The 26,820-nt window shown below is 61.1% G+C and carries 25 protein-coding genes; 3 read left to right on the forward strand and 22 right to left on the reverse strand.

Features of this window, described 5'->3' with window-relative positions:
* Window positions 1-130 precede the first annotated feature (130 nt).
* From ACQY1P_RS19295 to ACQY1P_RS19395, 21 genes are all read right to left on the reverse strand, one after another.
* Window positions 131-907: a MetQ/NlpA family ABC transporter substrate-binding protein gene (locus tag ACQY1P_RS19295; protein ID WP_113167546.1), complete on the reverse strand. Its 777-nt coding sequence runs from the start codon at window positions 905-907 to the stop codon at window positions 131-133.
* A gap of 43 nt (window positions 908-950) precedes the next feature.
* On the reverse strand, window positions 951-1,619 hold the full coding sequence (locus ACQY1P_RS19300) for a methionine ABC transporter permease (RefSeq protein WP_430254956.1): 669 nt from the start codon (window positions 1,617-1,619) through the stop codon (window positions 951-953).
* A complete protein-coding gene (locus ACQY1P_RS19305) occupies window positions 1,609-2,643 on the reverse strand; it encodes a methionine ABC transporter ATP-binding protein (protein WP_430256739.1) in 1,035 nt (344 codons plus the stop codon). The genes ACQY1P_RS19300 and ACQY1P_RS19305 overlap by 11 nt, the downstream gene beginning before the upstream one ends.
* Before the next feature lie 295 nt (window positions 2,644-2,938).
* On the reverse strand, window positions 2,939-4,315 hold the full coding sequence (locus ACQY1P_RS19310; RefSeq protein WP_430254958.1) for a GH1 family beta-glucosidase: 1,377 nt from the start codon (window positions 4,313-4,315) through the stop codon (window positions 2,939-2,941).
* Between the two features lie 159 nt (window positions 4,316-4,474).
* Entirely contained in the window at window positions 4,475-4,747 is a 273-nt protein-coding gene (locus ACQY1P_RS19315; RefSeq protein WP_062461172.1) for a Txe/YoeB family addiction module toxin, read from the reverse strand.
* A gap of 1 nt (window position 4,748) precedes the next feature.
* A complete protein-coding gene (locus tag ACQY1P_RS19320; RefSeq protein ID WP_092659709.1) occupies window positions 4,749-5,000 on the reverse strand; it encodes a type II toxin-antitoxin system Phd/YefM family antitoxin in 252 nt (83 codons plus the stop codon).
* 290 nt (window positions 5,001-5,290) lie between these two features.
* Entirely contained in the window at window positions 5,291-6,478 is a 1,188-nt protein-coding gene (locus ACQY1P_RS19325) for a Gfo/Idh/MocA family protein (protein ID WP_430254960.1), read from the reverse strand.
* Between the two features lie 151 nt (window positions 6,479-6,629).
* Entirely contained in the window at window positions 6,630-7,685 is a 1,056-nt protein-coding gene (locus tag ACQY1P_RS19330; RefSeq protein WP_062461174.1) for a sugar phosphate isomerase/epimerase family protein, read from the reverse strand.
* Between the two features lie 229 nt (window positions 7,686-7,914).
* Window positions 7,915-8,880, reverse strand: coding sequence for a substrate-binding domain-containing protein (locus ACQY1P_RS19335; RefSeq protein ID WP_430254962.1), 966 nt, complete (start codon window positions 8,878-8,880; stop codon window positions 7,915-7,917).
* A 230-nt stretch (window positions 8,881-9,110) separates the two neighbouring features.
* A complete protein-coding gene (locus ACQY1P_RS19340; RefSeq protein WP_062461179.1) occupies window positions 9,111-10,109 on the reverse strand; it encodes an ABC transporter permease in 999 nt (332 codons plus the stop codon).
* Complete coding sequence (locus tag ACQY1P_RS19345; protein ID WP_430254964.1) at window positions 10,106-11,641, reverse strand: sugar ABC transporter ATP-binding protein; 1,536 nt, start codon at window positions 11,639-11,641, stop codon at window positions 10,106-10,108. The genes ACQY1P_RS19340 and ACQY1P_RS19345 overlap by 4 nt, the downstream gene beginning before the upstream one ends.
* A gap of 191 nt (window positions 11,642-11,832) precedes the next feature.
* Entirely contained in the window at window positions 11,833-12,924 is a 1,092-nt protein-coding gene (gene pqqE / locus ACQY1P_RS19350) for a pyrroloquinoline quinone biosynthesis protein PqqE (protein ID WP_430256740.1), read from the reverse strand.
* 74 nt (window positions 12,925-12,998) lie between these two features.
* Window positions 12,999-13,298 carry a pyrroloquinoline quinone biosynthesis peptide chaperone PqqD gene (gene pqqD, locus ACQY1P_RS19355; RefSeq protein ID WP_113111905.1) on the reverse strand — a complete coding sequence of 100 codons (300 nt, stop codon included), beginning with the start codon at window positions 13,296-13,298 and terminating at the stop codon, window positions 12,999-13,001.
* A complete protein-coding gene (gene pqqC, locus ACQY1P_RS19360; protein ID WP_430256742.1) occupies window positions 13,295-14,086 on the reverse strand; it encodes a pyrroloquinoline-quinone synthase PqqC in 792 nt (263 codons plus the stop codon). The genes pqqD and pqqC overlap by 4 nt, the downstream gene beginning before the upstream one ends.
* 4 nt (window positions 14,087-14,090) lie before the next feature.
* A complete protein-coding gene (pqqB, locus tag ACQY1P_RS19365; protein ID WP_430254967.1) occupies window positions 14,091-15,008 on the reverse strand; it encodes a pyrroloquinoline quinone biosynthesis protein PqqB in 918 nt (305 codons plus the stop codon).
* 20 nt (window positions 15,009-15,028) lie between these two features.
* Window positions 15,029-15,124, reverse strand: coding sequence for a pyrroloquinoline quinone precursor peptide PqqA (gene pqqA / locus ACQY1P_RS19370; RefSeq protein WP_062461193.1), 96 nt, complete (start codon window positions 15,122-15,124; stop codon window positions 15,029-15,031).
* Between the two features lie 215 nt (window positions 15,125-15,339).
* A complete protein-coding gene (gene xylA / locus ACQY1P_RS19375; protein WP_184654438.1) occupies window positions 15,340-16,650 on the reverse strand; it encodes a xylose isomerase in 1,311 nt (436 codons plus the stop codon).
* A 133-nt stretch (window positions 16,651-16,783) separates the two neighbouring features.
* The gene (gene xylB, locus ACQY1P_RS19380; protein WP_430256743.1) at window positions 16,784-18,238 is read right to left on the reverse strand and encodes a xylulokinase; all 1,455 of its coding nucleotides are present in this window, start codon (window positions 18,236-18,238) and stop codon (window positions 16,784-16,786) included.
* Between the two features lie 98 nt (window positions 18,239-18,336).
* Entirely contained in the window at window positions 18,337-19,362 is a 1,026-nt protein-coding gene (locus ACQY1P_RS19385; protein WP_430254970.1) for a LacI family DNA-binding transcriptional regulator, read from the reverse strand.
* A gap of 156 nt (window positions 19,363-19,518) precedes the next feature.
* Window positions 19,519-21,132 carry a DHA2 family efflux MFS transporter permease subunit gene (locus ACQY1P_RS19390; protein WP_430254972.1) on the reverse strand — a complete coding sequence of 538 codons (1,614 nt, stop codon included), beginning with the start codon at window positions 21,130-21,132 and terminating at the stop codon, window positions 19,519-19,521.
* 43 nt (window positions 21,133-21,175) lie between these two features.
* Window positions 21,176-22,375 (reverse strand): HlyD family secretion protein, encoded by a 1,200-nt coding sequence (locus tag ACQY1P_RS19395; protein WP_174196079.1) that lies wholly within the window; start codon window positions 22,373-22,375, stop codon window positions 21,176-21,178.
* A 134-nt stretch (window positions 22,376-22,509) separates the two neighbouring features.
* On the opposite strand from ACQY1P_RS19395, the gene ACQY1P_RS19400 reads away from it, so the two are divergent.
* Both ACQY1P_RS19400 and ACQY1P_RS19405 read left to right on the forward strand, forming a co-directional pair.
* Complete coding sequence (locus tag ACQY1P_RS19400; protein WP_062461212.1) at window positions 22,510-23,214, forward strand: TetR/AcrR family transcriptional regulator; 705 nt, start codon at window positions 22,510-22,512, stop codon at window positions 23,212-23,214.
* 98 nt (window positions 23,215-23,312) lie between these two features.
* Window positions 23,313-24,074, forward strand: coding sequence for a TerC family protein (locus tag ACQY1P_RS19405; protein WP_062461215.1), 762 nt, complete (start codon window positions 23,313-23,315; stop codon window positions 24,072-24,074).
* Window positions 24,075-24,156: 82 nt separating this feature from the next.
* Here the strand turns inward: ACQY1P_RS19405 and ACQY1P_RS19410 are convergent, their stop codons facing one another.
* The gene (locus ACQY1P_RS19410) at window positions 24,157-24,699 is read right to left on the reverse strand and encodes a glutathione peroxidase (RefSeq protein ID WP_430254975.1); all 543 of its coding nucleotides are present in this window, start codon (window positions 24,697-24,699) and stop codon (window positions 24,157-24,159) included.
* Window positions 24,700-24,939: 240 nt separating this feature from the next.
* Here ACQY1P_RS19410 and ACQY1P_RS19415 point away from each other — a divergent pair, with 240 nt between their 5' ends.
* The gene (locus ACQY1P_RS19415) at window positions 24,940-26,712 is read left to right on the forward strand and encodes an SLC13 family permease (RefSeq protein WP_062461221.1); all 1,773 of its coding nucleotides are present in this window, start codon (window positions 24,940-24,942) and stop codon (window positions 26,710-26,712) included.
* Window positions 26,713-26,820 lie beyond the last annotated feature (108 nt).

Here is a 26,820-nt window from a genome sequence, read left to right on the forward strand (position 1 = left end):
TTCATTAAGGGGGCCACATTGGACGGCGATCTCTTCAGATATCGTTAACTTCAATAAGAAAAGCCGGTCTCCGCGGAGACCGGCCTCGATTAGATCACTTCACTCTGAGATCCTACCGTCTTTCGACGTGTTACCAGGACGGAATGACGACGCCCTTGAACGTGTCGAGCACGAACTGCTTCACCTCAGGGCTGTGATAGCTGTCGACCAGCGTCTTCACCCAGGCGGCATCCTTGTCCTTCGCGTTGATCGCGATGATGTTGATGTAAGGTGCCTTTTCGCCTTCCTTGGCGATCGTGTCCTTGGCCGGGTTGAGACCACCCTCGACCGCGAAGTTGGTGTTGATCACGGCCGCATCGACGTCATCGAGCGAACGCGGAAGCTGAGCTGCGTCGAGCTCGGCAAATTCGATCTTCTTCGGGTTTTCGGTGACGTCGGCCGGCGTTACCTTGAGGCCCTTTTCGGCATTGAGCTTGATGAGACCCTTGTCGGCCAGGATCAGCAGCGCGCGACCGCCATTGGTCGGGTCGTTGGGGATCGAAACCGTAGCACCTTCCTTCAGTTCGTCGAGGCTCTTCACCTTCTTGGAATAGACACCCATCGGGAAGTTGACGGTTGTGCCGACGGCGATCAGGTCGAACTTGCGGTCGGTCACCTGATTGTCGAGATACGGCTTGTGCTGGAAGGAATTGGCCTGAAGCTCGCCATCAGCCAGCGCCTGGTTCGGGACGACATAGTCGGAGAATTCGAGGATATCGATGTTGAGGCCCTTGGGGGCTGCGATTTCCTTGACCTTTTCCATGATCTGCGCGTGCGGACCGGGCGTCACGCCGATCTTGATGTCTTCGGCAAAAGCCGATGCGGCAGTGATGGCGCTGAAGGCGGCCGCGAGAATGATGTTCTTCATGTCTGTCTCCTTGGATTTTAAAGAATGAATGGCTTGTTCTTGATCAGGTCTTGCGGTTGCGCCTGTCGAAACGGCGGGCGAGACTGTCGCCGGCGCTCTGGACCAGCTGAACGAGAACGATCAGCACCACGACGACGGCAAGCATGACTTCCGGCATGAAGCGCTGGTAACCGTAGCGGATCCCGAGATCGCCGAGACCACCGCCGCCGACCGCACCGACCATCGCCGAATAGCCGATCAGGCTGACCATGGTCATGGTGAGTGCTAAGATCAGGCCGGGCCGGGCTTCCGCGAGCAGCACCTTGAAGACGATCTGCATCGGCGAAGCCCCCATGGCGCGGGCCGCCTCGATGAGACCGCTGTCGATCTCGCGGATCGCCGCCTCCACGAGCCGCGCAAAGAACGGAATGGTGGCGATCGTCAAAGGCACGATAGCCGCATTGGTGCCGATCGAGGTTCCCGTGATCAACCGGGTAAACGGTATGATCGCAACGACCAGAATAATGAACGGCGTCGAGCGCGCGGCATTGACGATGAGGCCGATGACGCGGTTGGCGGTCGGCGCCGGAAACAGCTCGCCACGGCCGCTGGTGGCGAGAAAGATGCCGATCGGCAGCCCGATGGCCGAGCCGATCAGGCCGGCGATCGCCACCATCTGCAGCGTCTGGGTCAGCGCCTTGGTGAGAAGGTTGATGAGCATCTCAAGCGACATAGCCGAGCACCTCCGTCTTCAGGCCGGTCTCGACATAGAATTGTTGCGCCCGCGCCATCACGGCCGGGTCAGCGGAATAGGAAACGACCAGCGATCCGAACGGCTCGCCCGCGATCTCCTCGATCGCACCCGCCAGAATGTTGACGTCGGCGCCCAGTTCGGCAACCAGACGTCCCGTCAAAGGCTTGAAGGCCGTATCGCCGAAGAACACCAGCCGCACCAGCGCCCGGTCCCCCGCCGATGGTTGCCGTTTGATGCCGTTGCGCAGCCATTCCGGCAGGTTGAGCGAAGAGGCAAGCAGCGTGCGCGTCGTCTCGTGCCTGGGGTCGGCGTAAACCTCGAACGTGCGCCCGGCCTCGACGATGCGACCCGCATCGATCACCGCCACATGGCTGGCGACCGTTTTCACCACTTCCATTTCGTGCGTGATCAGAAGCACCGTCAGCCCGAGTTCGGCGTTGATGCGCTTCAGAAGATCAAGGATCGAATGCGTGGTCTCCGGATCGAGCGCCGAGGTGGCTTCGTCTGAGAGCAGCAGTTTCGGATCGGTCGCCAGCGCGCGGGCAATGCCGACGCGCTGCTTTTGCCCACCCGACAGCTCGGACGGGTAACGCCCGGCCTTGTCGCCGAGACCGACGAGATCGAGCAGAGGCCCGACCTTGGCCTTGATCGCCGCCTTGTCCACACCGGCAATCTCGAGCGGCAGCGCCACATTGTCGAACGCGGTTCGCGAGGATAGCAGATTGAAATGCTGGAAAATCATGCCGACCTGACGGCGCAGCGAACGCAGTCCGTCTTCGCTAAGCCCGCCCACTTCGACGCCATCGACCACGACCGTGCCGGACGTCGCCTTTTCAAGCCCGTTGACCAGCCGGATCAGCGTCGACTTTCCGGCCCCGGATCGGCCGATGATACCGGCGATGGAGCCGCGGGCGACCGAAAAATCGATACCGTCGAGCGCGGTAAATTCGGGCTGCCCGGACGCACCGCCGAACCGCTTCACCACCTTTTCGAACGACACCATGGGCGCAGCATTCGCCACGTCAGGCGAAGCGGCATCGGCCACGGCAGTAACAAGTGTCATGATAAGCTCACACGTTCAGTCAGGTCATCCCGGCGACAAGGGTCGCCGTCTCAATTCATGCAGCCAAGCGGCACATTCGATGACAGGTGACTTTGCGGAGCATTCGATCGGCTTTCAATGAAGCCGGGAGGCCTCGTTATTGATGGCGCATCAATGCCCCGCCTGCGCCACATTTTACAGGGATGAGATTTCAAATTCGGCGAAAACGAGAAAAAATCTTCTACGCAGCGCAAAATTAAGCCGGTGCGTGGTTACCCTTGGGGAACTCTGCAGCCAGATCCCGATACCATTTGCCGCTCTGCTTGATCGTGCGAACCTGCGTCTGATAGTCGACATGGACGAGGCCGAACCGCATCTGATAGCCCTTGGCCCACTCGAAATTGTCCATCAGGCTCCACGCGAAATAGCCCTTCATCGGATAACCGTCGCGGGCGAGATCCGCGACGACGCCGAGATGTTCGACATAGTAGTCAAGCCGCATCGTGTCATCGATTGTGCCGTCGGCGCCAAGATCGGTATTGTCGCAGGCACCGTTTTCCGTGACGTAGCATTCCGGCAGGTCGTAGCGACGGTAGAGATCCTCGACCAGCAATTTCATGGCGGGCGCATAGATCTCCCAGCCGATATCGGTCACCGCCGTTTCGACGAAGGGCGCAGGCTGCGTTGCCGGGAATTCCGCACCCTCAGCGGTATCGGCAAGAACGCGCATCGGCGTGTAATAATTGAGGCCCCACCAGTCGAGTTTCTGGTTGATGACGGCAAGATCGCCGTCTTCCACTTTCGGCATCCGATCGCCAAGCGCCGACATCAGCGACGCCGGATATTCGCCCTTGAACACCGGGCCGAAAAAGGCGCCGTTGTGGAAGTCGAAGGCACGCTCGGCAGCAGCGCTATCTTCGGCGCTATCGGAACCCGCAATGACGGAATGTGCGTTGAGGACGAGACCAACAGGCACATTCGGCGTCACATGCCGGATCGCTTCGACCGCCAGTCCATGCGCGAGATTGGTGTGGTGCATGGCGGCAAGGGCCGCCTCCATGTTGCGCTCGCCCGGCGCATGCTCGCCGTAGAGGTGGCTCAGCCACACCGAGCACCACGGTTCGTTGAATGTCGCAACCGAATCCAGCCGGTCCCCGAGACGCGCCATCACCACCTTGGCATAGCGCTGGAACGCGTAAGCCGTCGATCGCGCGGCCCAGCCGCCGTCGCCCATCAGCGCCAGCGGCAGGTCCCAGTGATAGAGCGTCGCGAAGGCCTTGATGCCGCGCGCCTTCAATCCGTCGATCAGCTTGTCGTAGAAATCGAGCCCCTGCTCGTTGATCCGGCCAGTGCCCTCAGGAATGATCCGCGGCCAGGCCAGCGAGAACCGGTAGGCGGAAACACCCATCTCCGCGATCAGATCGAGATCCGCTTCCCAGCGATTGTAGTGATCGCAGGCAATATCGCCATTATCGCCATTATGCACCCGCCCCGGCATGTTGGAAAACGCATCCCAGATGGAAGGCTTCCTGCCATCCGCCTTGGTCGATCCCTCGATCTGGTAGGCGGCGGTCGCAACGCCAAAGGTGAAATCGCCTGGGAAACGGGCTGCGAGGGTCTGTGGATCAGTCATCAGGATGCCGCCATATGGAGGTGCGACCGAGACAATGACCCCGGCCGTCATAGCAGCGACGTGTACCCAAATGCCCGCCCGTTGTACAGGTTTTGGAGCGCGAAAACCCGTTCAGCGCGACGAGCTCGTTCGCGATTATCGTCTTAAGTACGCTCTATACTATCTCTCATAGTGAAAACGGCACTGGATGATTTGAAGTTGCTGGGTGCTTCCTTTACCCGACACACAATACACCAGTCGATGCTCCCCAAGAATGCGCCTCGACCAAAACCCGGAGAGACTGCCCTTCAGCGGTTCCGGTTTTCCAAGCCCCTTGAAGGGCGATCTCTTCGTATCCCTGATCAGCTCGTTGATTTTCTCGACCATCGATTGATCGACGCTTTGCCAGTATTGGTACTCTTCCCAGGCGTTTCCCGTCCAGAGAAGGTTCATGTCAGAGAGTCGGGTCTTTTTCGATCAGCTCTTCTCCGCGAAGCTGCGCAATACTCTCGCGCAGCCGATCAGAATTCGCTGGAGTGGAAAGAAGGTGCAGAGTTTCCTGCATGCTCTCGTATTCGCCCTCAGCAATCAGAACCAACGCCTCTGACCCCTGACGCGTGACCAGCAAAGGAGCGCGAGAGGCGATCACGTTGTCGAAGTGGGTCGCAATGTTCTGCCTAAACTCGGTCAAACGAACGTGGGCCACAATGCTCTCCTCTCAGAATGTACATATATCTGTACAGATTGAATGGAAATGTCAATATTGGGCTCCTGACACTGGAGGTAGATCCGGCCGCGGCGAGGGTTCCAACGCCTATCCGGGTGCCGCCACCTCTTCCCCAGGCCCCTCATCCGGCTGCGTCCTGCGGACCCTTCTCTCCGCAGTTGGGGAGAAGGTCCTTTGCCGCACGCGCCTTGCCCCGATCGAGCCACGTCCCCTCTCCCCGTCTACGGGGAGAGGGTTAGGGTGAGGGGCAGACGCCGCCCACCAAGTCTTTACACCTTCACCCAAGCACCATTGTTCCGAGACGACTCCACACAGGCCTCGACAAAGGCCACACCCTTCACGCCGTCATCGACGGTCGGATAGATCACCGCCTCGTCCAGTTTCGCTCCCGTCCGGTGGGCGTGGATTGCCAGTGCCGCTTCCGTGTAGATCGTTGCAAAGGCTTCGAGATAACCTTCCGGATGACCCGATGGAATGCGGGAGACACGCGCAGCAGCGGCGCCGGAACCGGCGCCATTGCGGGTGATCAGCCGCTTTTCTTGCCCGAACGGCGTGAACCACAGGTAGTTCGGATCGGCCTGCACCCATTCGATGCCGCCCTTGGTGCCGTAGACGCGGATCTTCAGGCCGTTCTCGTGGCCCGGCGCCACCTGGCTGCACCAGAGCATGCCCTTGGCCGGCTTCTCGTCGTGTCTCGCCGCAAACCGCAGCATCACATGCGCATTGTCGTCGAGCCGGCGGCCCTCGACGAAACTGTCTAGATCCGCGGCAAGGCTATCGAGCTTCAAGCCGGTGATGAAGCAGGCAAGGTTATAGGCATGCGTGCCGATATCGCCGGTCGAGCCGCCGGCACCCGATTGGGCCGGATCGGTACGCCACACCGCCTGCTTGGCGCCGGTCTGTTCGACCGCCTCGGTCAGCCAGTCCTGCGGATATTCCGCCTGGACGATACGGATATCGCCGAGCACGCCACTCTCGACCATCTCGCGGGCCTGGCGCACCATCGGATAGCCGGTGTAGTTGTGGGTGAGGATGAACAGTGCGCCGCTCTCGTCGGCTACCTGCTTCAGCGCCTTCGCGTCGGCAAGGTTGGAGGTCAGCGGCTTGTCGCAGATGACGTGGATGCCGCGCTTGAGAAACGCCTTGGCGGCATCGAAATGAACATGGTTCGGCGTGACGATCGACACCGCCTCGATGCCGTCTTCGCGCTCCGCCTCGCGGCTCGCCATCTCCTCATAGGAGCCGTAGGTTCGCTCCGTATCAAGCCCGAGTTCCCGCCCCGATGCCGCCGATTTTTCCGCCGTCGAGGAGAGAGCGCCCGCGACGAGTTCGAACCGGTCATCCAGCCGCGCCGCCATCCGGTGCACCGCGCCGATAAAGGCACCTGATCCGCCGCCGACCATGCCGAGCCGGATACGGGGTGCGCGTGTCTGTTCGTCCTTGGCTTCGATGGTCACGATGATGTCTCCTTGGAAATTCATTGCGGGGAAAGTCCCCCTCTGGCCTGCCGGCCATCTCCCCCACAAGGGGGAGAGACCCCTCCGCACCGTCTCGGGTCATGACCGAAGGGTGCGGCAGGTTAAGCCCTCCCCTTGTGGGGAGGGGTTTCTATGAAAGCCCCAGCATCCGCCTGTTGGCCGCCTCGTCCGTGCCGCCGGCGGCAAAGTCGTCGAATGCATGTTCCGTCACGCGGATGATGTGGTGCTTGACGAATTCCGCGCCTTCGCGGGCTCCGTCTTCGGGATGCTTCAGGGCGCATTCCCATTCGACCACGGCCCAGCCGTCGAAATCGTTGGCCGCCATCTTGGAAAAGATCGCCCCGAAATCCACCTGACCATCGCCCGGCGAACGGAACCGTCCGGCCCGGTTCACCCAGCTCTGGAAGCCGCCATAGACGCCCTGCCGCCCGGTCGGATTGAACTCCGCGTCCTTGACGTGGAACATCTTGATCCGGTCTTTGTAGATGTCGATGTTGTCGAGATAATCCAGGCATTGCAGCACGTAATGCGACGGATCGTAGAGCATGTTGGCGCGCGGATGGTTCTTCACCCGCTCCAGGAACATCTCGAACGTGACGCCGTCATGCAGGTCCTCACCGGGATGGATCTCGTAACACACGTCGACGCCGTTTTCGTCCGCATGATCGAGGATCGGCGTCCAGCGGCGGGCAAGCTCGTCAAAGGCGGTCTCGACCAGACCGGCCGGGCGCTGCGGCCACGGATAGATGTAGGGCCAGGCGAGCGCGCCGGAAAAGGTGGCATGCGCCGTGATGCCGAGATGCTTCGAGGCTGTGATCGCCATCTTCACCTGCTCGACCGCCCATTCCTGACGTGCCTTCGGATTGCCGCGCACTTCCGGCGCAGCGAAGCCGTCGAAGGCGTCATCATAGGCCGGATGCACGGCGACCAGCTGCCCCTGAAGATGGGTGGACAATTCGGTCACTTCGACACCGTTCTGGCGGGCGACACCGGCGAACTCGTCGCAGTAATCCTTCGACGAGGCAGCTTGTCTGAGGTCGATCAGCTGGCCAGCCCAGGTCGGCACCTGCACACCGAGATAACCCTTGTCGGCCGCCCATTTGGTGATGCCGTCCCAGCTGTCGAACGGCGCCTTGTCTCCGGCAAACTGACCGAGAAAAATGCCCGGACCCTTGATCGTCTTCATGGTGTTTCCTTTCCGATATGCCGCCCTCGATGTCGGGCTCGGTGCGTTCCGCAAACTCTCCGGCATTCCTGTGCTTGTCACAGGAATCCAGTGACCCGATGTCCGTCGGGTCAGAGAAACTTTCTTCAGCCCAGCGACTTGGGCTGGCTTAAATCCCTGGCACGAGCACAGGGATGACGCGAGGAAAGAGGGCGTCTTGCGACAAACGCCCCCTCTCGCCTTGTCGATCTCAGAACGGCGAGTCGGCGAAGTAGAAGTTCTGCGCATTCTCCTTCGTCACCAGCGTGGCGTCGAGGATATAGTTGCCGCTGACCGGGACCTGATCGTAGAAGTTGGCAGCCGTCAGCTGCATGGCCGTTGCCACCATCGCCGGCGGATAGAGCACGTCGACCGGCATCATCTTGTCGCCGTCCATGACGCGCTTGATCATGTCCTTGGAGCCGGCACCACCAACGACATACTGAATGTCGGTGCGCTTCGCCTGCTCGATCGCCTCCAGCACGCCAACGGCCATGTCGTCGTCCTGGCACCAGACCACATCGATCTTCTGATGCTTGGTCAGGAAGTCCTGCATCACCTTGAAGGCGTCGTCGCGGCTCCAGTTGCCATACTGGCGCTCCAGCACCTTCACCTTGGAACCGGCAATCCCCTTGTCGAAACCGTCCTGGCGCTGCTGGTCGATCGGAATCGGCAGGCCGCGGATCACGACGACCTGCGCTTCCGGCGTCTTCTCGGCGATGTACTTTCCAGCCACTTCGCCAAGCGCCGGGTTGTTGCCGGCCACGTAGAGATTGCGGATCGTGTTGTCGTTGACCGATGGTGCACGGTCAACCAGCGCCACGAACTTGCCGTCGTCCTTCACCTGCTGGATCGCGGTGACGAGCTGATCCGGATCGCTCGGCAGGATGACGAGCGCATCGATGCCCTGCACCGCCAGATCCTGCACCGCGTTTGCCTGGCTCGCCGGATCCGCCGAGGTCTTCACGATGACATTGAGCCCCTTGTGCTCCGCCATCAGCAGTTTCGCGACGCGTTCGGCATGAAACACCACGCCGGCCGTCCAGCCGTGGTCGGCCGCCGGAATGGACACGCCGATCGTCACCTTCTTCGCTTCCTGTGCAAGCGCGAGACTTGGTGCCGCCGCAACCGACGCTGCAAGTCCTGCAACGCCGAGACCGAATGTTCTTCTATGCATGTTCTCTCTCCCAGAGTTTAAGGGGTCATCCTCCCGAAACCGAACCCGCCCCAGAGGCCCGGCCAAACCATTGGTCTCAGCGACCCGAAACCCCTCCCCGCCCTGCCCACAAGGGGGCGGGCTTAACCCGGCAGCTATCGCCAACACTCGATCGAGGCAGGCGATTGCGGCAAGTCTTCTCCCCCCTTGTGGAGGGATGGCCGGCAGGCCGGAGGGGATCCCGTAACCTCTTACTTTCGCATCAGCGACCTCTGAACCAGCATGGCAATGATAATGATCGCGCCCTGGATCGCCCCGATCAGATATTCCGACACGAAGTTCGACAGGATCATGATGTTGCCGACGATTTCCAGAATGAAAGCGCCGCAGATCGTGCCCCAGATGCGACCCACCCCGCCCCGAAGTGCCGTCCCGCCGACGACGACCGCGGTGATCGCCTGCAGCTCCCACAGGATGCCTGTCGTCGCGGACGTCGATCCCAGACGCGGCACGTAGATCATGACTGCAACGGCAACGCAGAGGCCCTGCACTACATAGGCGATGGTGCGCACCTTGTTCACGGAGATGCCCGAATAGCGCGCCACTTCCTCGTTCGATCCGACGGCGATCACATGACGGCCATACCGGGTGCGGTAGAGTACGAAGGCCGCGAGTGCCGCCGTCACGAAGATCACGATGATCGGGATCGGCACGCCGAACACGTCGCCGAAATAGACCGGCCGGTAAAGCTGCTGCAGCTGCCGGTCCTTGAGCGTGATCGCGCCGCCCTGGGAAAGCCAGGTCGTCAGGCCGCGATAGATGCCCATCGTGCCGAGCGTCGCGATAAACGGCTCGATCCGCCCGAGCGTGGTGATAAGCCCGTTCGCCAGCCCGCAGGCAGCCCCCAGAACCAGCGCCACCGCCATGCCGGCCATCAGCATCAGCATCGGATCGGCAATCACGCCGGAATTCATGAACAGGATCATCAGGCTCGCGACAAAGGCGACCATCGCTCCGACCGAGAGATCCAGTCCCCCGGCCGAAATCACATAGGTCGCCCCAAGCGCGATCACCGCGATAAAGGCGCTGCGGGTGATGACATTGGTGAGGTTGGCAAGCGACACGAAATTCGGGTTGGCGAAATAGCCGAGCACCAGAAGCAGGGCCAGCGCCACAAACGGCGCGATGGCCGCCATGTCCCAGTCGCGCGAAGTCTTCGGCGCCTTCGTCTCAGTTACGACCGCACTCATGCCGCCTCCCCCGCATCACGGCCGACATTGACCCCGGTTGCAAGCTGGACGATCTCGTTTTCCGTCATGTGGTCTCCCTGAACTTCGCCGACGATGCGGCCGCCGCGCATCACCAGAATGCGGTCGCAGATGCCGATCAGCTCCGGCATTTCGGAAGAGACGACGATGATCGAGCGCCCTTCCGCAGCCAGAGAGGCGATGAATTTGTAGATCTGTTCCTTGTTGCCGATATCGATGCCGCGCGTCGGCTCGTCGATGATGACGACCTGCGGATCGAGCAGCATCATCTTGGCAAGCAGCAGCTTCTGCTGGTTGCCGCCGGAAAGCTGGCCCGCAAGGATCGTCTTCGTGCCGGTCCGGATGTCGAAATCCTCGATCGCCTTGTCGAGCGCCTGTGCTTCCCGCTTGCGATCGATCTGCAGGCCGCGGATGAACTTGCCAAGCGAGGCGAGCGTCAGATTGACGGTGAGGTCCTTGGTGAGAAGCAGGCCCTTGCCCTTGCGGTCTTCGGAAAGATAGGCGACGCCCGCCTTGAGGCTCGAATGCACGTCGGTAAACTGAACCGGCCGCCCCCGCAGCGTCACCTTGCCCTTGGCCGGTCGAAGTCCGACCAGCCCTTCCATGAGCTCCGTGCGACCGGCGCCGATCAGCCCGGCAAAACCGAGGATCTCACCCTTGTGCAGGGTAAACCCGGCATCGCGCGCATAGCCCGGCACGTCGAAACCTTGAACCTCGAGCACCGTTTCGGGCGCGATGGCCGCCTGCCGGTCCGGATAGAGCTTTGCCACGTCGCGACCCACCATCAGCCGCGCCATGTCGGCCGGTTCCAGCTCGCTTGTCGGGTGCGAAGCGACCAGCCGCCCGTCGCGCAGCACCGTCACGCGGTCGGCGATCTCCTTTACCTCCGGCAGCCGGTGCGAGATGTAGAGCACGCCGACGCCCTTGGCGCGGATATCGGTGATGACCTTCAACAGCGCTTCGGTTTCGTGCGGCGTCAGCGAAGCCGTCGGTTCGTCGAAGATGACGATGCGATGCGGCACCAGCAGGACCCGCGCGATCTGCACCAGCTGGCGCTGCGCGATCGAAAGTCTTGAGACGATGGTCTCGGGATCGATATCGGCACCCAGATCGCGGATCGCGTCTGCTGCGCCCGCATTCATCGCCCGGTCATCAAGCGCGATGCCCTTTCGAACCTCGCGACCGAGATAGATGTTCTGCGCCACCGTCAGATCCGGTGCGAGAAGGATTTCCTGATGCACCAGCACGATGCCATGCTTTTCCGCATCGACCGGCCCCGAAAAGCTGACGACCTGCCCGTCGATCGCAAGTTCGCCGCTTGTCGGCTGATGGTTGCCGGCAAGGATCTTCATCAAGGTGGATTTGCCGGCGCCGTTTTCGCCGATGATCGCGTGGACCTCTCCGGCACGAACAGTGAGCGCGATATCCTTGAGGACTTCGACAATGCCGAACGTCTTTGAAAGGCCGCGCGCATCGAGCAGAGGCGCAGCCGTTTGCCCGGGCGCATCAACCATGCACCGGCCTCAAAATCAGAAGCGTCGTGAAGCAGCCGCAACGCGGCACGCCCACAACACCTGCCTCCTCGCAAGTGGTGTGATGCACTGAAATTCCTCCCTGAATTTCAGGCTATCGAAGAATTTGAGGTACGTAAAGCAGTTTCAGCTCATGAGCTTCGTTCACATTCGCGACACCACCGGAAGTGGCGTTAGCGGCCGCGATAGACGAATTCAGGCGGCTCGGCGCGGCTGTCGATCTCTGCCTGCTCGACCAGGAGATGGCGCATCGGCGACAGGATGCAGACCGGGTCGGTGGTGGCGGCGTCGCCGGCCAACGCCATCGCCTGGCAACGGCAACCGCCAAAATCCACGCCCTTGCGATCGCAGGACCGGCAGAGATCCGGCATCCAGCTATCGCCCCTGTAGGCGTTGAACGCCTGGCTGTCATACCAGATGTCGGTCAGCGACATGTTGCGCACGGTCTCGAAGTTGAGCGACGGAATGCTTTCGGCTGCATGGCAGGGCAGAACCTTGCCCGATGGCGTCACATTGAGACCCGTGCGTCCCCAGCCGCCCATGCAGGCCTTCGGAAAAGTCGAATGGTGATCGGCCGGCACGTAATCGATGACGATGATGCCTTCCAGCCGCTTGCGCGCTTCCTCGACGAAAGCGTTGGCGTGCAGCACCTGTTCCTTGGTCGGCATCAGCGCCTTGCGGTTCTTCTCGGCCCAGCCGTGAAACTGCACGGTGGCGATCTCTATACGGCGCGCACCGAGTTCCACGGCAAGATCCAGCATGGCGCCCAGCTCGTCCATGTTCTGCTTGTGGCAAACGGCGTTGACGGTGAGCGGAATGCCGGCCGCATGTGTCCACTCGGCCACCGCGATCTTGCGATCATAACCGCCTTTGTAACCACCCACCTTGTCGGCCAGAACAGGCGTCGCGCCCTGGATCGAAAGCTGCAGATGGTCGAGGCCTGCTGCGGACAGCTCGGCGATGCGCTTCTCATTGAGGCCAATGCCCGACGTAATCAGGTTGGTATAAAGCCCGGCCTTGGCGGCAGCCGCCGTCAGCTCCACCAGATCGCGCCGCGACGCCGGTTCGCCGCCGGAGAGATGGAGATGCAGCACGCCAAGCGCTGCTGCCTCCTGAAACACCCGGATCCATTCCTGCGTGGAAAGCTCGGTACTGATGCCTTCCAACTCCAGCGGATTGGAGCAATAGGGGCAGGCCAGCGGACAGCGATGCGTCAGCTCCGCGAGCATGGCGATCGGTGCCGGAATGCGGATACGACCCGTCACGCCGTCCCGGTCGGTCCATTCGCTCGTTCTGTCGGTGGTCTTGGCACTTGTCCGCGCAATGCTGACATGCTCGTTCACGACTTCAACTCCAGCATGCGCCGCTTGGAAAACTCGTCGACGAAAGCAATGACGTCGACCAGGATCTGCTCCTTGGGCGCTTCGAATTTCACGGAGAACTCCTGCGCGATCGCATCGAGATCACGCTCGCCGTCGAGCGCGTTGACGATCATCACAGCGATCTCGTCAAGCGCCAGCGCCCGTTCCGGCGCAAGCAGCACCGTCTGGCCGCGCACCGGGTCTTCCCGAAGCCGCACACCGCGGGCGAGTTTCGCGATCGTCTGCGCCGTCACGGTGACTGCGGAAGGCTCACTCATTCCGCCGCTCCCCGGACCGGTTCTCTCAGAGCCGGCTGATCGAGAGCGCCGATCACGCCCTCCTTGCCGTCCCATCCACCCGGCGGCAGAAGTGCCGGCGATACGTAAGCGCTCTGCAACGCATCGAGCTGCGCCCAAAGCACATCCGTCTTGAAGGTCAGCGCAGCGGCAGCCGCATCCTGCTTTTCCAGCGTGTCGGCATGGTCGAGCACGTAGTTGAGCCCGAACGCGACATCGACCGGCGCCTCGTCCAGCCGCTTGCGGAAATAGGAGAGCGCGTCTTCATTCGCGAAAGCGTAGTGCTCGAGCAGTCCGGCGATGCGGTTCTTGTGGATCGTCGGCGCGAAAAGCTCGGTCAGCGACGCGGCAACCGCATCGAGCATCGGCATGTCGCGCACGAAACGCACATAGGCGTCGCAGGCAAACCGCGTGCCCGGCAGAACACCGCGGTTGGACGCGACGTAATCCGGATCAAGCCCGACCGCCTCGGCAAGCTTCAGCCAGCGCCGGATACCGCCGCCCTCTTCCCGCCCGCCGTCATGGTCCTCGATACGCTTGCGCCACGCGCGCCGGATCGAGATATCCTCGCAGCGCGACATAAAGGCGGCATCCTTCAGCGGAATACGGCTCTGATAATAGAACCGGTTGATCACCCAGGCGCGCACCTGCGTCATCGAGCATCCGCCACCATGCAGCATGCCGTGAAACGGATGCTTGTCGTGATAGCGCGCAGCACCGATGGCGCGCAGCCGGGCTTCAAAATCGGTTCTGTTCAGGGCAACATTCAGGGCGTCAGGCAAGTTCGATCTCCATGCCGTCATGGCCGACTTCGAAGCCGGCGTCTGTGACCGCGTCCCGCTCCGGGCCTTGGCGCCAGATCGGGTTCGTATTGTTGATATGGACATAAACCATGCGGCCTATGCCAAGCTTCGACAGCGCTTCTAGGCTACCGACACCGCCGGTGTCGTCGCCAGTGATCGGCATATGCCCCATGCGCTGGCCGGTCTTGATGCCGGTACCGACGCGGATCATCTCATCATCGGTAAACACGGTGCCATCGAAGAACACGAGGTCGGCGCCGCTTATGCGCTCGCAAAGCCAGTCCGGAAGCGTCGCACAGCCCGGAATATAGTAGGCGCGCTTGCCGTTTGCCACGAACTCGACGCCGATTGTCTGCTCGCCTTCGAGACCAAGCTCAGGCTCGCCATCCTCGAGAAACAAGGCAACCTTGCCCGGCACCGCGAATATGCGTGCCTCTAGCCCGTCGAGCGGTGAAAAATCCTCGTCAAGACGGATCGTCTTGCGCGCCACGAAATCAGGATCGAGCACCCGGAAGACAGGGCTCGCATCGAGCACCGAGCCGATCGCGGCCGTCGAAAACAGCGAAAACGCCTGCTTCTCGCGGATCGTCAGGAGACCGCCGATATGATCCACATCGGCATTGGTGATGACGACGCTTTGGATCGGGCTGTGGCGGAGGGCTTTCGGATGAAGATGCGGCGTCTGCTGGATTTGCTGGCGAATATCCGGCGAGGCGTTGAAGATCGCCCAGGTCTCTCCGTCAATACTTACCGCGAGAGACGACTGCGTCTGCGGCAGGATCCCCGAAGACGGATCGCGGGCGGCGGCGCAGTTGGAACAATTGCAGTTCCACTGCGGTAATCCGCCGCCGGCTGCAGAGCCGAGCACCAGAAACCGGAGACCGGTCATGGGTCCCGTGCTCGTCATGATTAAAACAGAACCGGCTCGCTGCCGTCTGCAGGTGCGTAACGGTTGATTTCCATGCCGCAGCTTACTTCGACAAACTTAGGTGCAGTCCACTTCATGTCATTCTCCTTCGTGTCGTTGGAGGCCTTTGCCGACCGCTTTCGCGACCGAGGCCTCGGCAGAACTCACGTTTGAAAGGGTCGCAGGATGATCCCGTTCGCCAAGCCTTAACATAAGCACGGGATCAAACGTTTCCAGCCCCGAAATGTTGCGCGATTTCTCGCCATTCCGGGGCCGTTCACGCCTTTGTCACAAGGGGACTAGGCTGCTTGTCTCAGACGTAGCGGTTTATCACGTTTTCGAGATATTCCTGACGTCCGGACTTCGGCTCGGGATTGATCCCTTCCTTCTCGACGCGGGCAGCGATTTCGTCGAGCTTGTACTCGCCGCGCAGCATCTTTTGCGCCTCCGGGCTGTCCCACTTTTCGTAGCGCGCATCGAGCGGCGTCTTCAGTGCACCGTCATCGATCATCTTCGCCGCTGCCTTCAGGCCACGGGCGCAGCAATCCATACCGCCGATATGACCGATCAGCAGATCTGCCGGATCGAGCGACTGGCGACGCAGCTTGGAATCGAAGTTGGTGCCGCCGTTCTTGAACCCGCCACCGGCGAGAACGTGATAATAGGCCAGCGCCATTTCCGGCACGTTGTTCGGGAACTGGTCCGTATCCCAGCCGGACTGGTAGTCGTTGCGGTTCATATCGATCGAGCCGAAAATGCCGAACGTGTTCGCCATGGCGATTTCATGCTCGAAGGAATGGCCGGCAAGAACCGCATGGCCCTGCTCGATATTGACCTTCACTTCCTTGTCCAGCCCGTGCTTCTGCAGGAAGGCATAGACGGTGGAAACGTCGTAGTCGTACTGATGCTTGGTCGGCTCCTGCGGCTTTGGCTCGATCAGGATCGTACCTTCAAAGCCGATCTTGTACTTGTATTCGACGACGAGGTTGAGGAAGCGGCCCATCTGGTCGAGTTCGCGGGTGAAATCGGTATTGAGGATCGTCTCGTAACCCTCGCGACCGCCCCACAGGACATAGTTCGCACCACCGAGACGCTTGGTGGCGTCGAGGCAGGTTTTGACGGTCGCCGCCGAAAAGGCAAACACGTCGGGATCGGGATTGGTGGCAGCGCCGGACATATAGCGGCGATGCGAAAACAGGTTCGCCGTGCCCCACAGAAGCTTCACGCCGGTCTCGGCCTGCTTCTTCTCGAAATAGTCGACGATCTCGTTGAGGTTCTTCGTGTTTTCCGCAAAATTTGCGCCTTCAGGACGCACATCCGCGTCGTGGAAGCAGTAGTAAGGCGAACCGAGCAGATCGAAGAATTCGAACGCTACATCCGCCTTCAGCTTGGCCGCCTGCATGCTGTCGTCGAACCACGGACGCTCGAATGTCTGGCCGCCGAAGGGATCGCCGCCCGGCCATGTGAACGTGTGCCAATAGGCAACGGCAAACCGCAGATGCTCTTCCATCCGCTTGCCGCCGACCATTTCATCCGGGTTGTAGTGCCGGAATGCCAGCGGATTGGTGCTGTCAGGACCTTCGTACTTGATCTTGGTGATATCGCCGAAAAAGCCTGTGCTCATGGTGGTTTCCTCCTTGGTAGAAACTTGGTTCTGGTAAATGCGCCACCGTGAGGTACGTACCTCACTATAGCCGGTAAAGCGTGGTTCGAGTTGCCCGACTTGCGGGGAGGAGATGTCTCCTCCCCTTTGCCGGTTAGTTCATCAAGCCGCGAATTGCAGGATAGGCAGCCCGGTAGCGCTGGTATGCAGCCTCATAGGCATCGTGAAGCCCAGCCTCCGGCTCGATCACCGCTTCCGTTTTGGGAGCGGAGCAAACGGCAACCGGATCGGCACCGGTTGCCGCGATCAGTCCGAGCCGGGCCGCGCCAAACGCCGCACCGAAATCGCCGTCGGCCGGAATATCCACGGGAACGCCAAGCGAGGTCGCAATCGACGACAGCCAGTAGCGCGAGCGCGAACCGCCGCCGATCGCGGTCACGCGGGAAATCGAGGTTCCCGCCGATTTCAGCGCTTCGAGATTGTCGCGGATCGCAAAGGTCACGCCTTCGAGCACCGCCTGGGTCAGCACCGCACGGCTGCTCTCATGTTCGAGCCCGAGAAAGGCGCCGCGGATGACGGCATCGTTATGCGGCGTGCGCTCGCCGGAAAGGTAGGGCAAGAAGGTGACGCCGGTCGGGGCCTTGAGGCCATCGCCAAGCTCGGCCACCAGATCGGCAGCGGCTTTGCCGGACACTTTCGAATGCCAGTTCAGGGCATCCGTGGCTGACAGGATGACGCCCATCTGGTGCCAGGTCTTCGGCAGCGCGTGGCAGAACGCATGTACGGCACTTTCCGGCTTCGGCAGATAGGAGGCGTTGGCGGCAAACAGCACGCCGGATGTTCCGAGCGAGACGAATGCATTCCCCTCGGCGACCGTCCCCATGCCGCAGGCAGACGCCGCATTGTCGCCGGCCCCACCGGCCACCACGACATCGCCGGCAATTCCCCATTTCGACTTCAGCTCGCCCCGCAGGCGCCCGGCTTCCTCAGTGCCCTCGACCAGCGCCGGCATCTGATCCTCGGTAAGATCGGTCGCCGCCAGGAGTTCCGATGACCACTTGCGCGCGCCCGTATCGAGCCAGGACGTGCCGGCCGAGTCGGACATTTCGGACATGTGCTCACCCGTCAGCCAAAGCCGCAGGTAGTCCTTGGGCAGCAGAACCTTGGCGACCTTGGCAAAGATCTCCGGCTCGTTGTTCTTCACCCAGGCAAGCTTCGGCGCGGTGAAGCCCGGAAACACGATATTGCCGGTGATGGCCCGGAAACGCGGATCCGCATCGAGCGCTGCTGCCTCCTTAAACGAGCGCGTATCGTTCCACAGAATGCAGGGCCGCAGCACCTTGTCCTCGGCATCGAGCAGCGTCGCGCCATGCATCTGGCCGGAAAGGCCGATGCCTTTGACTGCGGCAAGCTCCCTAGGAAACTTCGCCTTCAGCCCGTCGATCGCCTCTTCGCAGGCGCGGATCCAGTGAGCCGGCTCCTGTTCCGACCAACCGGAATGCGGGCGCGATACGTCGAGCGTCCCGTTCCCCGAGCCGATGATCGTCTGATCGCCGTCGATCAGCATCGCCTTGACGCCGGAAGTGCCCAGATCGAGACCGAGATACATGCTTGCCTTCTCCTGTTGCTGCCGCGTTTCGGCAGATCTTTGTTTCGCCACGCGTCGTGTCCGAGCCGCTTAACACGTTCCGGAGCGCGATTTGCCCGTCAGGGCAGGTTATCCTTCAAGAATATGTCGATACGAATGCGCTCCTGCGCGGCGATCACGGGAAGCCCGTCCGCCTTCGCCTTCAGCACCCTTATGGCGCTGCGCACTTCATGGCCCGCATCCTGGTTCAGCACCGCATCGACGACACCGTCGGCCAGCGCTGCCCGCGTCGATCGCGTCAGCTCATGCGCGATGATCACAGGTCTGCGTGCTTCCGGCAGGCTGCGCACAGCCTTCAGGATCCCGCGATTGCCAGCGCCGAGGCTGTAGAGCCCGATCACATCCGGATAGCGGCGAAACAGGCCCGTCACCAATTCCTCGGCAATAGCAGGATCGTCGCGCGCTTCGATCACCGGCAGGATGGCAAGCCGCGGAAAATCCTCCGATAGCACGGACAGAAACCCTTCCAGCCGCTCGCGGTGATCGCGCACCAGCATCGATCCGGCAACCATCGCCACCCGCCCGTCGCGACCGCTGAGAAACCTTCCGAGGAGATTGGCAGCGGTGCGCCCCGCCGCCTGGTTGTCGATACCGGCAAAATGGTGCCGCTGCGAGCCCGGCAGGTCCGACACCAGCGTCACGACGGCAATGCCCGCCTCCCGCAATCGTGCGACCGCTGCCTGCACGTCGCTGCTTTCCACCGCCACGAACGCGACGCCGTCAGGCCTGTCGGCAAGCACGCCGTCCAGCATGGTCGACAAGGCCTGCCCGTCGAAAGGCGGCACATCGACAACACTAATCCTGGTTCGCTCGGCCCCGGAGCGACCGACCGCCTGCTCCACTTCCTCGCGGAGGCCGATCATGAACGAGTTGTCGTTCTCAGGCAGCACGAAGGTGAAGGCGTAAGTCCGTCCCTTGGCAAGGTTCGCCGCCGCCACGTCGCGCACGTAGCCGAGGACGGCGATCGCCTCCTCGACCTTCTCCTGGGTGATGCGCCGCACGCCCGGCCGACCGTTCAGCACACGGTCGACGGTCGCCAGGCTGACGCCGGCGCTACGCGCGATATCGTGTACGGTTGGCTTCATGCGGTCCTCCGCCGATCTTCGTAACGGAGAATTTGAGGTACGTAAATCAAATTTATTCGAACAACGCGCTGGATGAATCGCAAAGGGGCCGCCGCGGTTTGCGACGACCCCTCTGCAGGCGGTGGTTCTTAGAAATCTTCAGCGCGAAGTCCGCGATCAGTGGCCGCTACCACCGCCACCGCCCTGGGGGGCTGGCTTTTCGATGGCGGCAACGCCGAGGATCATCATCGCAAACAGCACGGTCAGGATCAGGAAAACGTCCGAGAATGACATCACCACGGCCTGCTTGGTCACCAGCTGCACCATCTGCCGGATCGCGCCGGTCGCGCCATCTAGACCGTAGGTGTTCAGATTGGACGCCATCGAGTCGAGCTGGTCGGAAGCGATCCGGTTGCCCCAGTCGAGATGTTCGCGCAGCCGCTCGTAATGCACGTCCTGGCGGTTGGACAAAAGCGTGCTGATGATCGCAAGCCCCACCGCGCCACCAAGGTTGCGGGTCAGGTTGAACAGGCCGGACGCCCCCCGGATGCGGGCCGGAGACAAAGTGCCAAGCGCGATATTATTGATCGGCACCATGCACATCATCAGGCCAAAACCGCGCAGGATCTGCGGGATCAGAAGCTCGTAGAAGTCCCAATCGGCGGTGATGCCGGTCATGATATAGGTGCCGGAGGCAAAGCTGATGAAACCGATCACCATCATCGCTCTCAGGTCCATCTTGGTCGACAGCTTGCCTGCGATCGGCGCCGTGACGAACATGGCAAGACCCGAGACGAACATGGTCTCGCCGATCATCTGGCTGTCGTAACCGCGGATGCGGCTGAGATAGACCGGGTAGATATAGGTGAGCCCGTAGAGCCCGATACCCATCACGAAGGAGAAGATCGAGCCGAACGCGAAGTTCCGGTTCGTAAACGCCGTCAGGTCCACGACGGGAAATTCCGAGGTAAAGGCGCGATAGAAGAAGACCAGGCAGCCAAGCCCCGATGCGATGGCACCGATGACGATCATATGGTCGTTGAACCAATCGTTGGAATTGCCCTCTTCCAGCACATACTCAAGACCGCCGAGGAACACGCCCATCGCGGCAAGACCCCACCAGTCAAACTTCTTGAACAGCGACAGTTCCGGCTTGTCGAAGTCGATGAACCGCCAAGTCAGGATCGTCACGAAGATGCCGGGAATGATGTTGACCAGAAACAGCCAGTGCCACGAAAACGCATTCGAGAGATAGCCGCCGACCGTCGGCCCGATGGTTGGCGCAAGCGTCGCGATCAGCCCGATGATTGGGGAGACGAACGCCCGCTTCGACGGCGGGAAAATGGTGAAGGCTGCCGCAAACACAGACGGAATCATGCCGCCGCCGATAAAACCCTGGATCGCGCGGTAGACGATCATCTGGTCGATATTGGATGCCGTCGCCGCAAGCGCGCTCGCAGCCGTAAAGCCGGCCGCCGAGAACGCAAACAGATAGCGCGTCGAGACGATACGCGCCAAGGTGCCAGAAAGCGGGATCATGATGACTTCGGCGATCAGATACGACGTCTGCACCCAGCCGATCTCGTCGGAACCTGCCGAAAGGCCCGCCTGGATTTCAGACAGCGAGGCAGACACGATCTGGATGTCGAGGATCGACATGAACATGCCGACGACCATCGCGAAAAACGCGATCAGCCGGCCGGTCGGCATCTTCTCGTCCACTTTTGGCGCAGCCGATGCCGGCGCAGCAGACGATATCGATCCTGCAGTTGTCGTTGCGCTCCCAGCCATGGGACCACCTCCGCCCCGATGGGGCTGTTAGGCCAAAGCCCAGTTACGTCTTGGGTGCGGTGCGGATGTCCACGTCGACGACAACGCTCAGACCCGCCCTGAGACGACCGCTGTCGAGCGCATCCTGCGGCAGGGCGATCCTGACCGGAACGCGCTGGATGATCTTGGTAAAGTTGCCCGTCGCGTTTTCCGGCGGCAGCAGCGAGAATACCGAGCCGGAAGCCGGCGCAAGCGATTCCACCGTGCCGATGATCGGCTCCTCGCTATAGGCATCTACATGCACTTCCACCTTGGAGCCGATCTCCAGATGCTGGATCTGCGTTTCCTTGAAATTGGCGTCGATATAGAGCTGGCGCGTCGGCACCAGCGCCATCAGCCGCTGTCCCGGCGAAACGAGATCGCCTTCCTGCACCGAGCGATTGCCGACAATCCCGTCATAGGGCGCCTTCAGAACGGTAAAGGACAAGTCGCGGGCCGCTTTGTCGCGCTGCAGTTCCAGCGTCCGGACCTGGCCTTCGGCTTCCTTGCGCTGCGCTTCAAGAATGGTGATGTTGGCTTCTGCCGACTTGATCGACGCATCGCCGCCGACAAGGTTGGCCTTGGCCTGATCGAGCGCAATCGTGGCGCTGTCGAGATCGGCGGTCGTGCCGACCGACTTTGCGGCAAGCTCGGTCTGGCGCTTGAGCGTGATCTCGGCACCGCGGACCGCTGCCTGCAGTGCAACCTTGGAGGCCTGCGCCTGGGCAAGGGTTGCCTGCGCACCTTCGACCTGTGCGTCGATGCGGGTCAGCGACAGCTTGCCGGTTTCGATGGCGGCATTGGCCTGATCAAGCGCATTCTGGTAATCGCCATTGTCGAGCGTCGCCAGCACATCGCCGGCCTTGACCTGCTGGTTGGCGGCGACATTCACTTTCGAAACGAAAGCCGTGACCTTTGGGGAAATCGTGGCAATATCGCCTTCGATATAGGCATCGTCCGTCGACACCATGAACCGGCCCGTCGTCCACCACTGATATCCATACCAGCCGCCACCGGCGAGCAGCGCCAGCACGATGATCGGCAGGATAAGGCCACGCTTGCCCTTCTTTGCGGGTGCGTCGGCCTTGGCTTCGGGCGATGGCGTTGCAACAGGTGCCGCAGGTTTCTCGGCAGCCGGCGACGCGTCGTCGCGCGCCGTGTCATCGGCATTCACATCTTCGTTTTTTACGGTGCGCAGCGCGCCGGCATTCTTGGAGGCCGTCATTGTCGTAACCATCTTTGAAAAGCGAAAACCGATCGAACCGATCAGTTCGGAGCGTTGACATAAAGCCTTCGATCACACATATCAAGACCACATCGAACCAATCGGTTCGAAAAAAACCGGAATGCTGAATTATAATGCCGAAACCGTTAAAGAGATCCGCGCCGCGAGACACGTCCCCCCGCACTGCAGGGCGTTTTGCTGCGGGCGAGGATCCAGCCAAGCGCAGCCAGATTATGGAAGGCGCGACGCGGGTTTTCATGAAGCTTGGTTTCGAAGCCGCAAGCATGAACGACATCACGCGCGAGGCCGGCGTTTCGAAGGGAACGATCTACGTCTACTTCCAGAACAAGGAAGATTTGTTCGTCGCCATGGTGGAACAGGAGCGCGCCGCCTTCCTCGCCACTGTTCGGTCCGTTCTGTCGACCAACGGCAATGTGGAAAAGAGCCTCTACGATTTTGGCGTCTCGTTCCTCAGCCACATGACGGAAGAGAAAATCATCACCGCGATGCGCACCGTGCTTGGCGTCCGTGAGCGTATGCCGGACCTGTGTCGGCGCTTTTTCCGCGGACCCGAAAATCTGCGCACCGTGATGCGCGACTTTCTCGCCCTCCACGTCGAGGCCGGCAGGCTGAATATCGACGATATCGAACTTGCCGCAGGCCAGTATATCGACCTCGTCAGCGGCGGCTATTTCAAGGTTCGTCTGTTCGGGTCGATGGAAGACGCCCCGTCAGACGAGGAAATCCACCGGACCATCCAAGGTGCAGTCCGCGTTTTCATGGCGGCCTATGGTTGTCATAACAAACCCGTGATCGATAATGGGGCTGATTCCGCCTGATTCTGGTCGGTCCATATTCAACCTACTCTTGTTTTTAATGGGTCGATCCCCAAATGCGGCGGGAAATTGCGCCCTTTGATTGAAAACAGGAGAGATGGATGGACATTGCAGCGCTGGTAGCAGACCCGACGGCCTGGGTAGCGCTCGTTACACTTGTGGTCATGGAAGTGGTGCTTGGCATCGACAACCTGATCTTCATCTCCATCCTCACCAACAAGCTGCCACCGGAGCATCGGGAAAAGGCACGCAAGATCGGTATCGGCCTGGCGCTGGTCATGCGTCTTGGTCTGCTTGGCACCGTTGCCTGGATCGTTCAGCTTACCAATCCGGTCTTTGAAGCCTTCGGTCACCCCTTCTCCTGGAAGGACATGATCCTGATCGCCGGTGGTCTGTTCCTCGTTTACAAGGCGACCAAGGAAATCCACCATTCCGTGGATGTGGTCGACAACAAGGAAGACATGGTCGGCGCCGGCAAGGAAGTCGTGCAGATGAGCTTCAGCGCCGCCATCGTGCAGATCCTGATCCTCGACCTGGTTTTCTCGATCGACAGCATCATCACCGCAGTCGGCATGACGCCGCATCTGCCGATCATGATCGTGGCCGTCGTCGCCGCTGTCACCGTGATGCTTCTGGCAGCAACCCCGCTCGCCAACTTCATCGAGAGAAACCCGACCATCGTCATGCTGGCTCTCGCCTTCCTGCTGATGATCGGCGGCACCTTGATCGTCGAAGGTTTCGGCGTGCACGTTCCGAAGGGCTATATCTACGCCGCCATGGCCTTCTCGGCCGGCGTCGAGGCCCTCAACATGTTCGCGAAAGGCGCCCGCGCCAAGAAAAAGGCCTCCGGCACGCTGCATTGACGTTGCTACAAACATCGACACGCAAAGGGCGCCCGCGAGGCGCCCTTTTTTGTGTTCAGTCCAAACGCCTGGTCCCGGCGGATCACCGCTCGGACAGTTCCCGGTCCAGCGCTTCGAGCAGCCGGTTATCGTCTGCGGTCACGTCAGGCGCGAAGCGTGACTTGATCCGGCCATCGCGTCCGATCAGAAACTTTTCGAAATTCCAGACGATCTCGCCATCCTTGACCTCCATGCCGCGGCCGCGCAGGCGCGCCTTCATCGGACCGTCGCCGGTGGTGGGCACCGGATCTGCGGTCAGCGCCTTGTAGAGCGGATGCTTGGCATCGCCCTTGACGGAAATCTTTGAGAAGATCGGAAACTTCACGTCATAGGTCAGCTGGCAGAATTCGACGATCTCCGTATCCGAGCCGGGCTCCTGCCCCATGAAGTCGTTGGCCGGAAAGGCTGCGATGACAAAGCCCCTGTCCCGCTTTTGCTCGTAGAGTTTTTCCAACCCTTCATACTGCGTGGTCAGGCCGCATTTGGACGCGACGTTGACCACCAGCATGACTTTTCCACGGTATTCGGCAAGCGTCGTGTTCCGGCCGTCGGCAAGCTTGACGGGGATGGCAAGGATATCGGTCATGACGGCTCCGGGTGCTTTGGCGCAGGGGAATTGGCGCAAACAACTGCAGTTGATATCGTCTACTTATGCGTCCACCACGGTTTGTCCAGCAGACACGCCCTGAGCGGCGATAGACGCCTTTTGCGAAACGTCATCAGACTTTGCAACATTTGTGGCACTGGGGCATTCTAGGGCACGATCTTATCACCACGCCGATCATCGCCTCTCGCTGCATCCCATTTCCAGCGCCCCCGGAGCCACATGACAACCCAGCAGATCCTTGCCTTTTCCGTCATCGCCGTGATGATGGCCGTCTTCATCTGGGATCGCTTCCGCTACGATGTGGTCGCCTGCTGTGCGCTCGTCGTGGCGGTGACGGTGGGGATCGTTCCGGTCGACCAGGCGTTTTCCGGCTTCTCGGATGATATCGTCATCATCGTCGGCAGCGCGCTGGTCGTTTCGGCAGGCGTTGCCCGCTCCGGCATCGTCGACATGGCGATCAAGAAATTCTTCCCCAACCTAAACACGCTGCATACCCAGCTGGCACTGCTGATGATCGTCGTCGCCGTGCTGTCGGCCTTCATCAAGAATATCGGCGCGCTTGCCATCATGATGCCGGTGGCGTTCCAGTTCGCCCGCAAATCCGGCGCCTCGCCGTCGAAATACCTGATGCCGATGGCTTTCGCCGCTCTGCTCGGTGGCCTGATGACGCAGATCGGCACCTCGCCCAATATCGTCGTGTCGCGGATCCGCCAGGAACTGACCGGCGAATCCTTCACGATGTTCGACTTCACCCCGATGGGTGCGATCCTCGCCTTTGTCGGCATTACTTTTCTTCTGTTCTTCCACTGGTTGGTGCCCAGCCGCACAAAGCAGAACGATTCCCTCGAGGAAGCAGTCGAGATCACCAACTATACGTCCGAGGTGATGATTACCCCGCTGTCGACTGTTCTTGAAAAAACGGTCGCCGAGCTGTTGAAGATCGGCGACGGCGAGGTGATTGCCAATGCCGTACTGCGCGGTCCATCGCGCATGGCACCCTTCCCGGACCTCATCCTGCGTGAAAACGATGTCGTGCTGCTCGAAGGCCCGTCAAAGGCGCTCGACCGGATGGTCTCCGGCGGCAGGCTGCAGCTCTCCGGCAAGCCGCTGATGGAAAACGGACAGGCCCAGGCCGATGTCATCTCCATCGAGGCGATCATCACCCAGGATTCGCCGCTCAAGGGGCTTTCAGCCAAGGAACTGGCGCTCTCCTACACCCGTGGCGTCAATCTTCTGGCAATCAGCCGGCATGGCGAACGCCTCAAGCAGCGTCTTGGCACCATCACCCTGATGGCGGGCGACGTGATCGTGTTGCAGGGCAGCCGCAAGAACATGCCGACGGTGATGCAGGACTTCTCGCTTTTGCCGCTCGCTCAGCGCGAAGTGCTGCTCGGCACGCGGAGGCAGGCCTTCATTCCACTGATCATCCTGGCACTGGCGATGGGCACGACGGCGGTCGGGCTTGCCCCTGTGCCGGTCGCTTTCTTCGCGGCCGCTCTCGGTATGGTGGTTTTCCGCGCCATTCCGTTGACCGATTTCTACAAGTCCGTCGACGGCCCGATCCTCGTCATGCTAGCGGCGCTCATCCCGGTTTCGGATTCTCTGCGAACCTCCGGTGGCAGTGAACTGATCGCCGGATGGCTCGGCCAGGCCGCGGCGACCTTGCCTGCCTGGGGCGCGATCGGTCTGATCCTCATCACCGCCATGGCCGTCACGCCCTTCCTCAACAACGCCGCCACCGTGCTGGTCATGGGGCCGATCGCCGCAAGCTTTGCCACCAATCTCGGCTTTCGCCCCGAGCCCTTCCTGATGGCGGTGGCGATCGGCGCAGGCTGCGATTTCCTCACCCCGGTCGGCCACCAGTGCAACACTCTGGTGTTCGGCCCGGGCGGCTACAAGTTTTCCGATTACCCGCGACTTGGCCTGCCTTTGTCGTTCCTGATCATTGTCGTCAGCGTCCCGGCCCTCCTCTATATCTGGCCGGTGAACTAGTCCTTTCCGCGCTCGACCCACCCAGGCTGACCCAGTCCCTCAATGAGGGGCTGGGTGCGGCCGTTTTCGCCAAAAACCTTGACGCTCTCGCCTGAATATGGCCTAAGC

It is taken from the genome of Neorhizobium sp. DAR64872/K0K18 (assembly GCF_050500175.1).
Classification (GTDB): Bacteria; Pseudomonadota; Alphaproteobacteria; order Rhizobiales; family Rhizobiaceae; genus Neorhizobium; species Neorhizobium soli.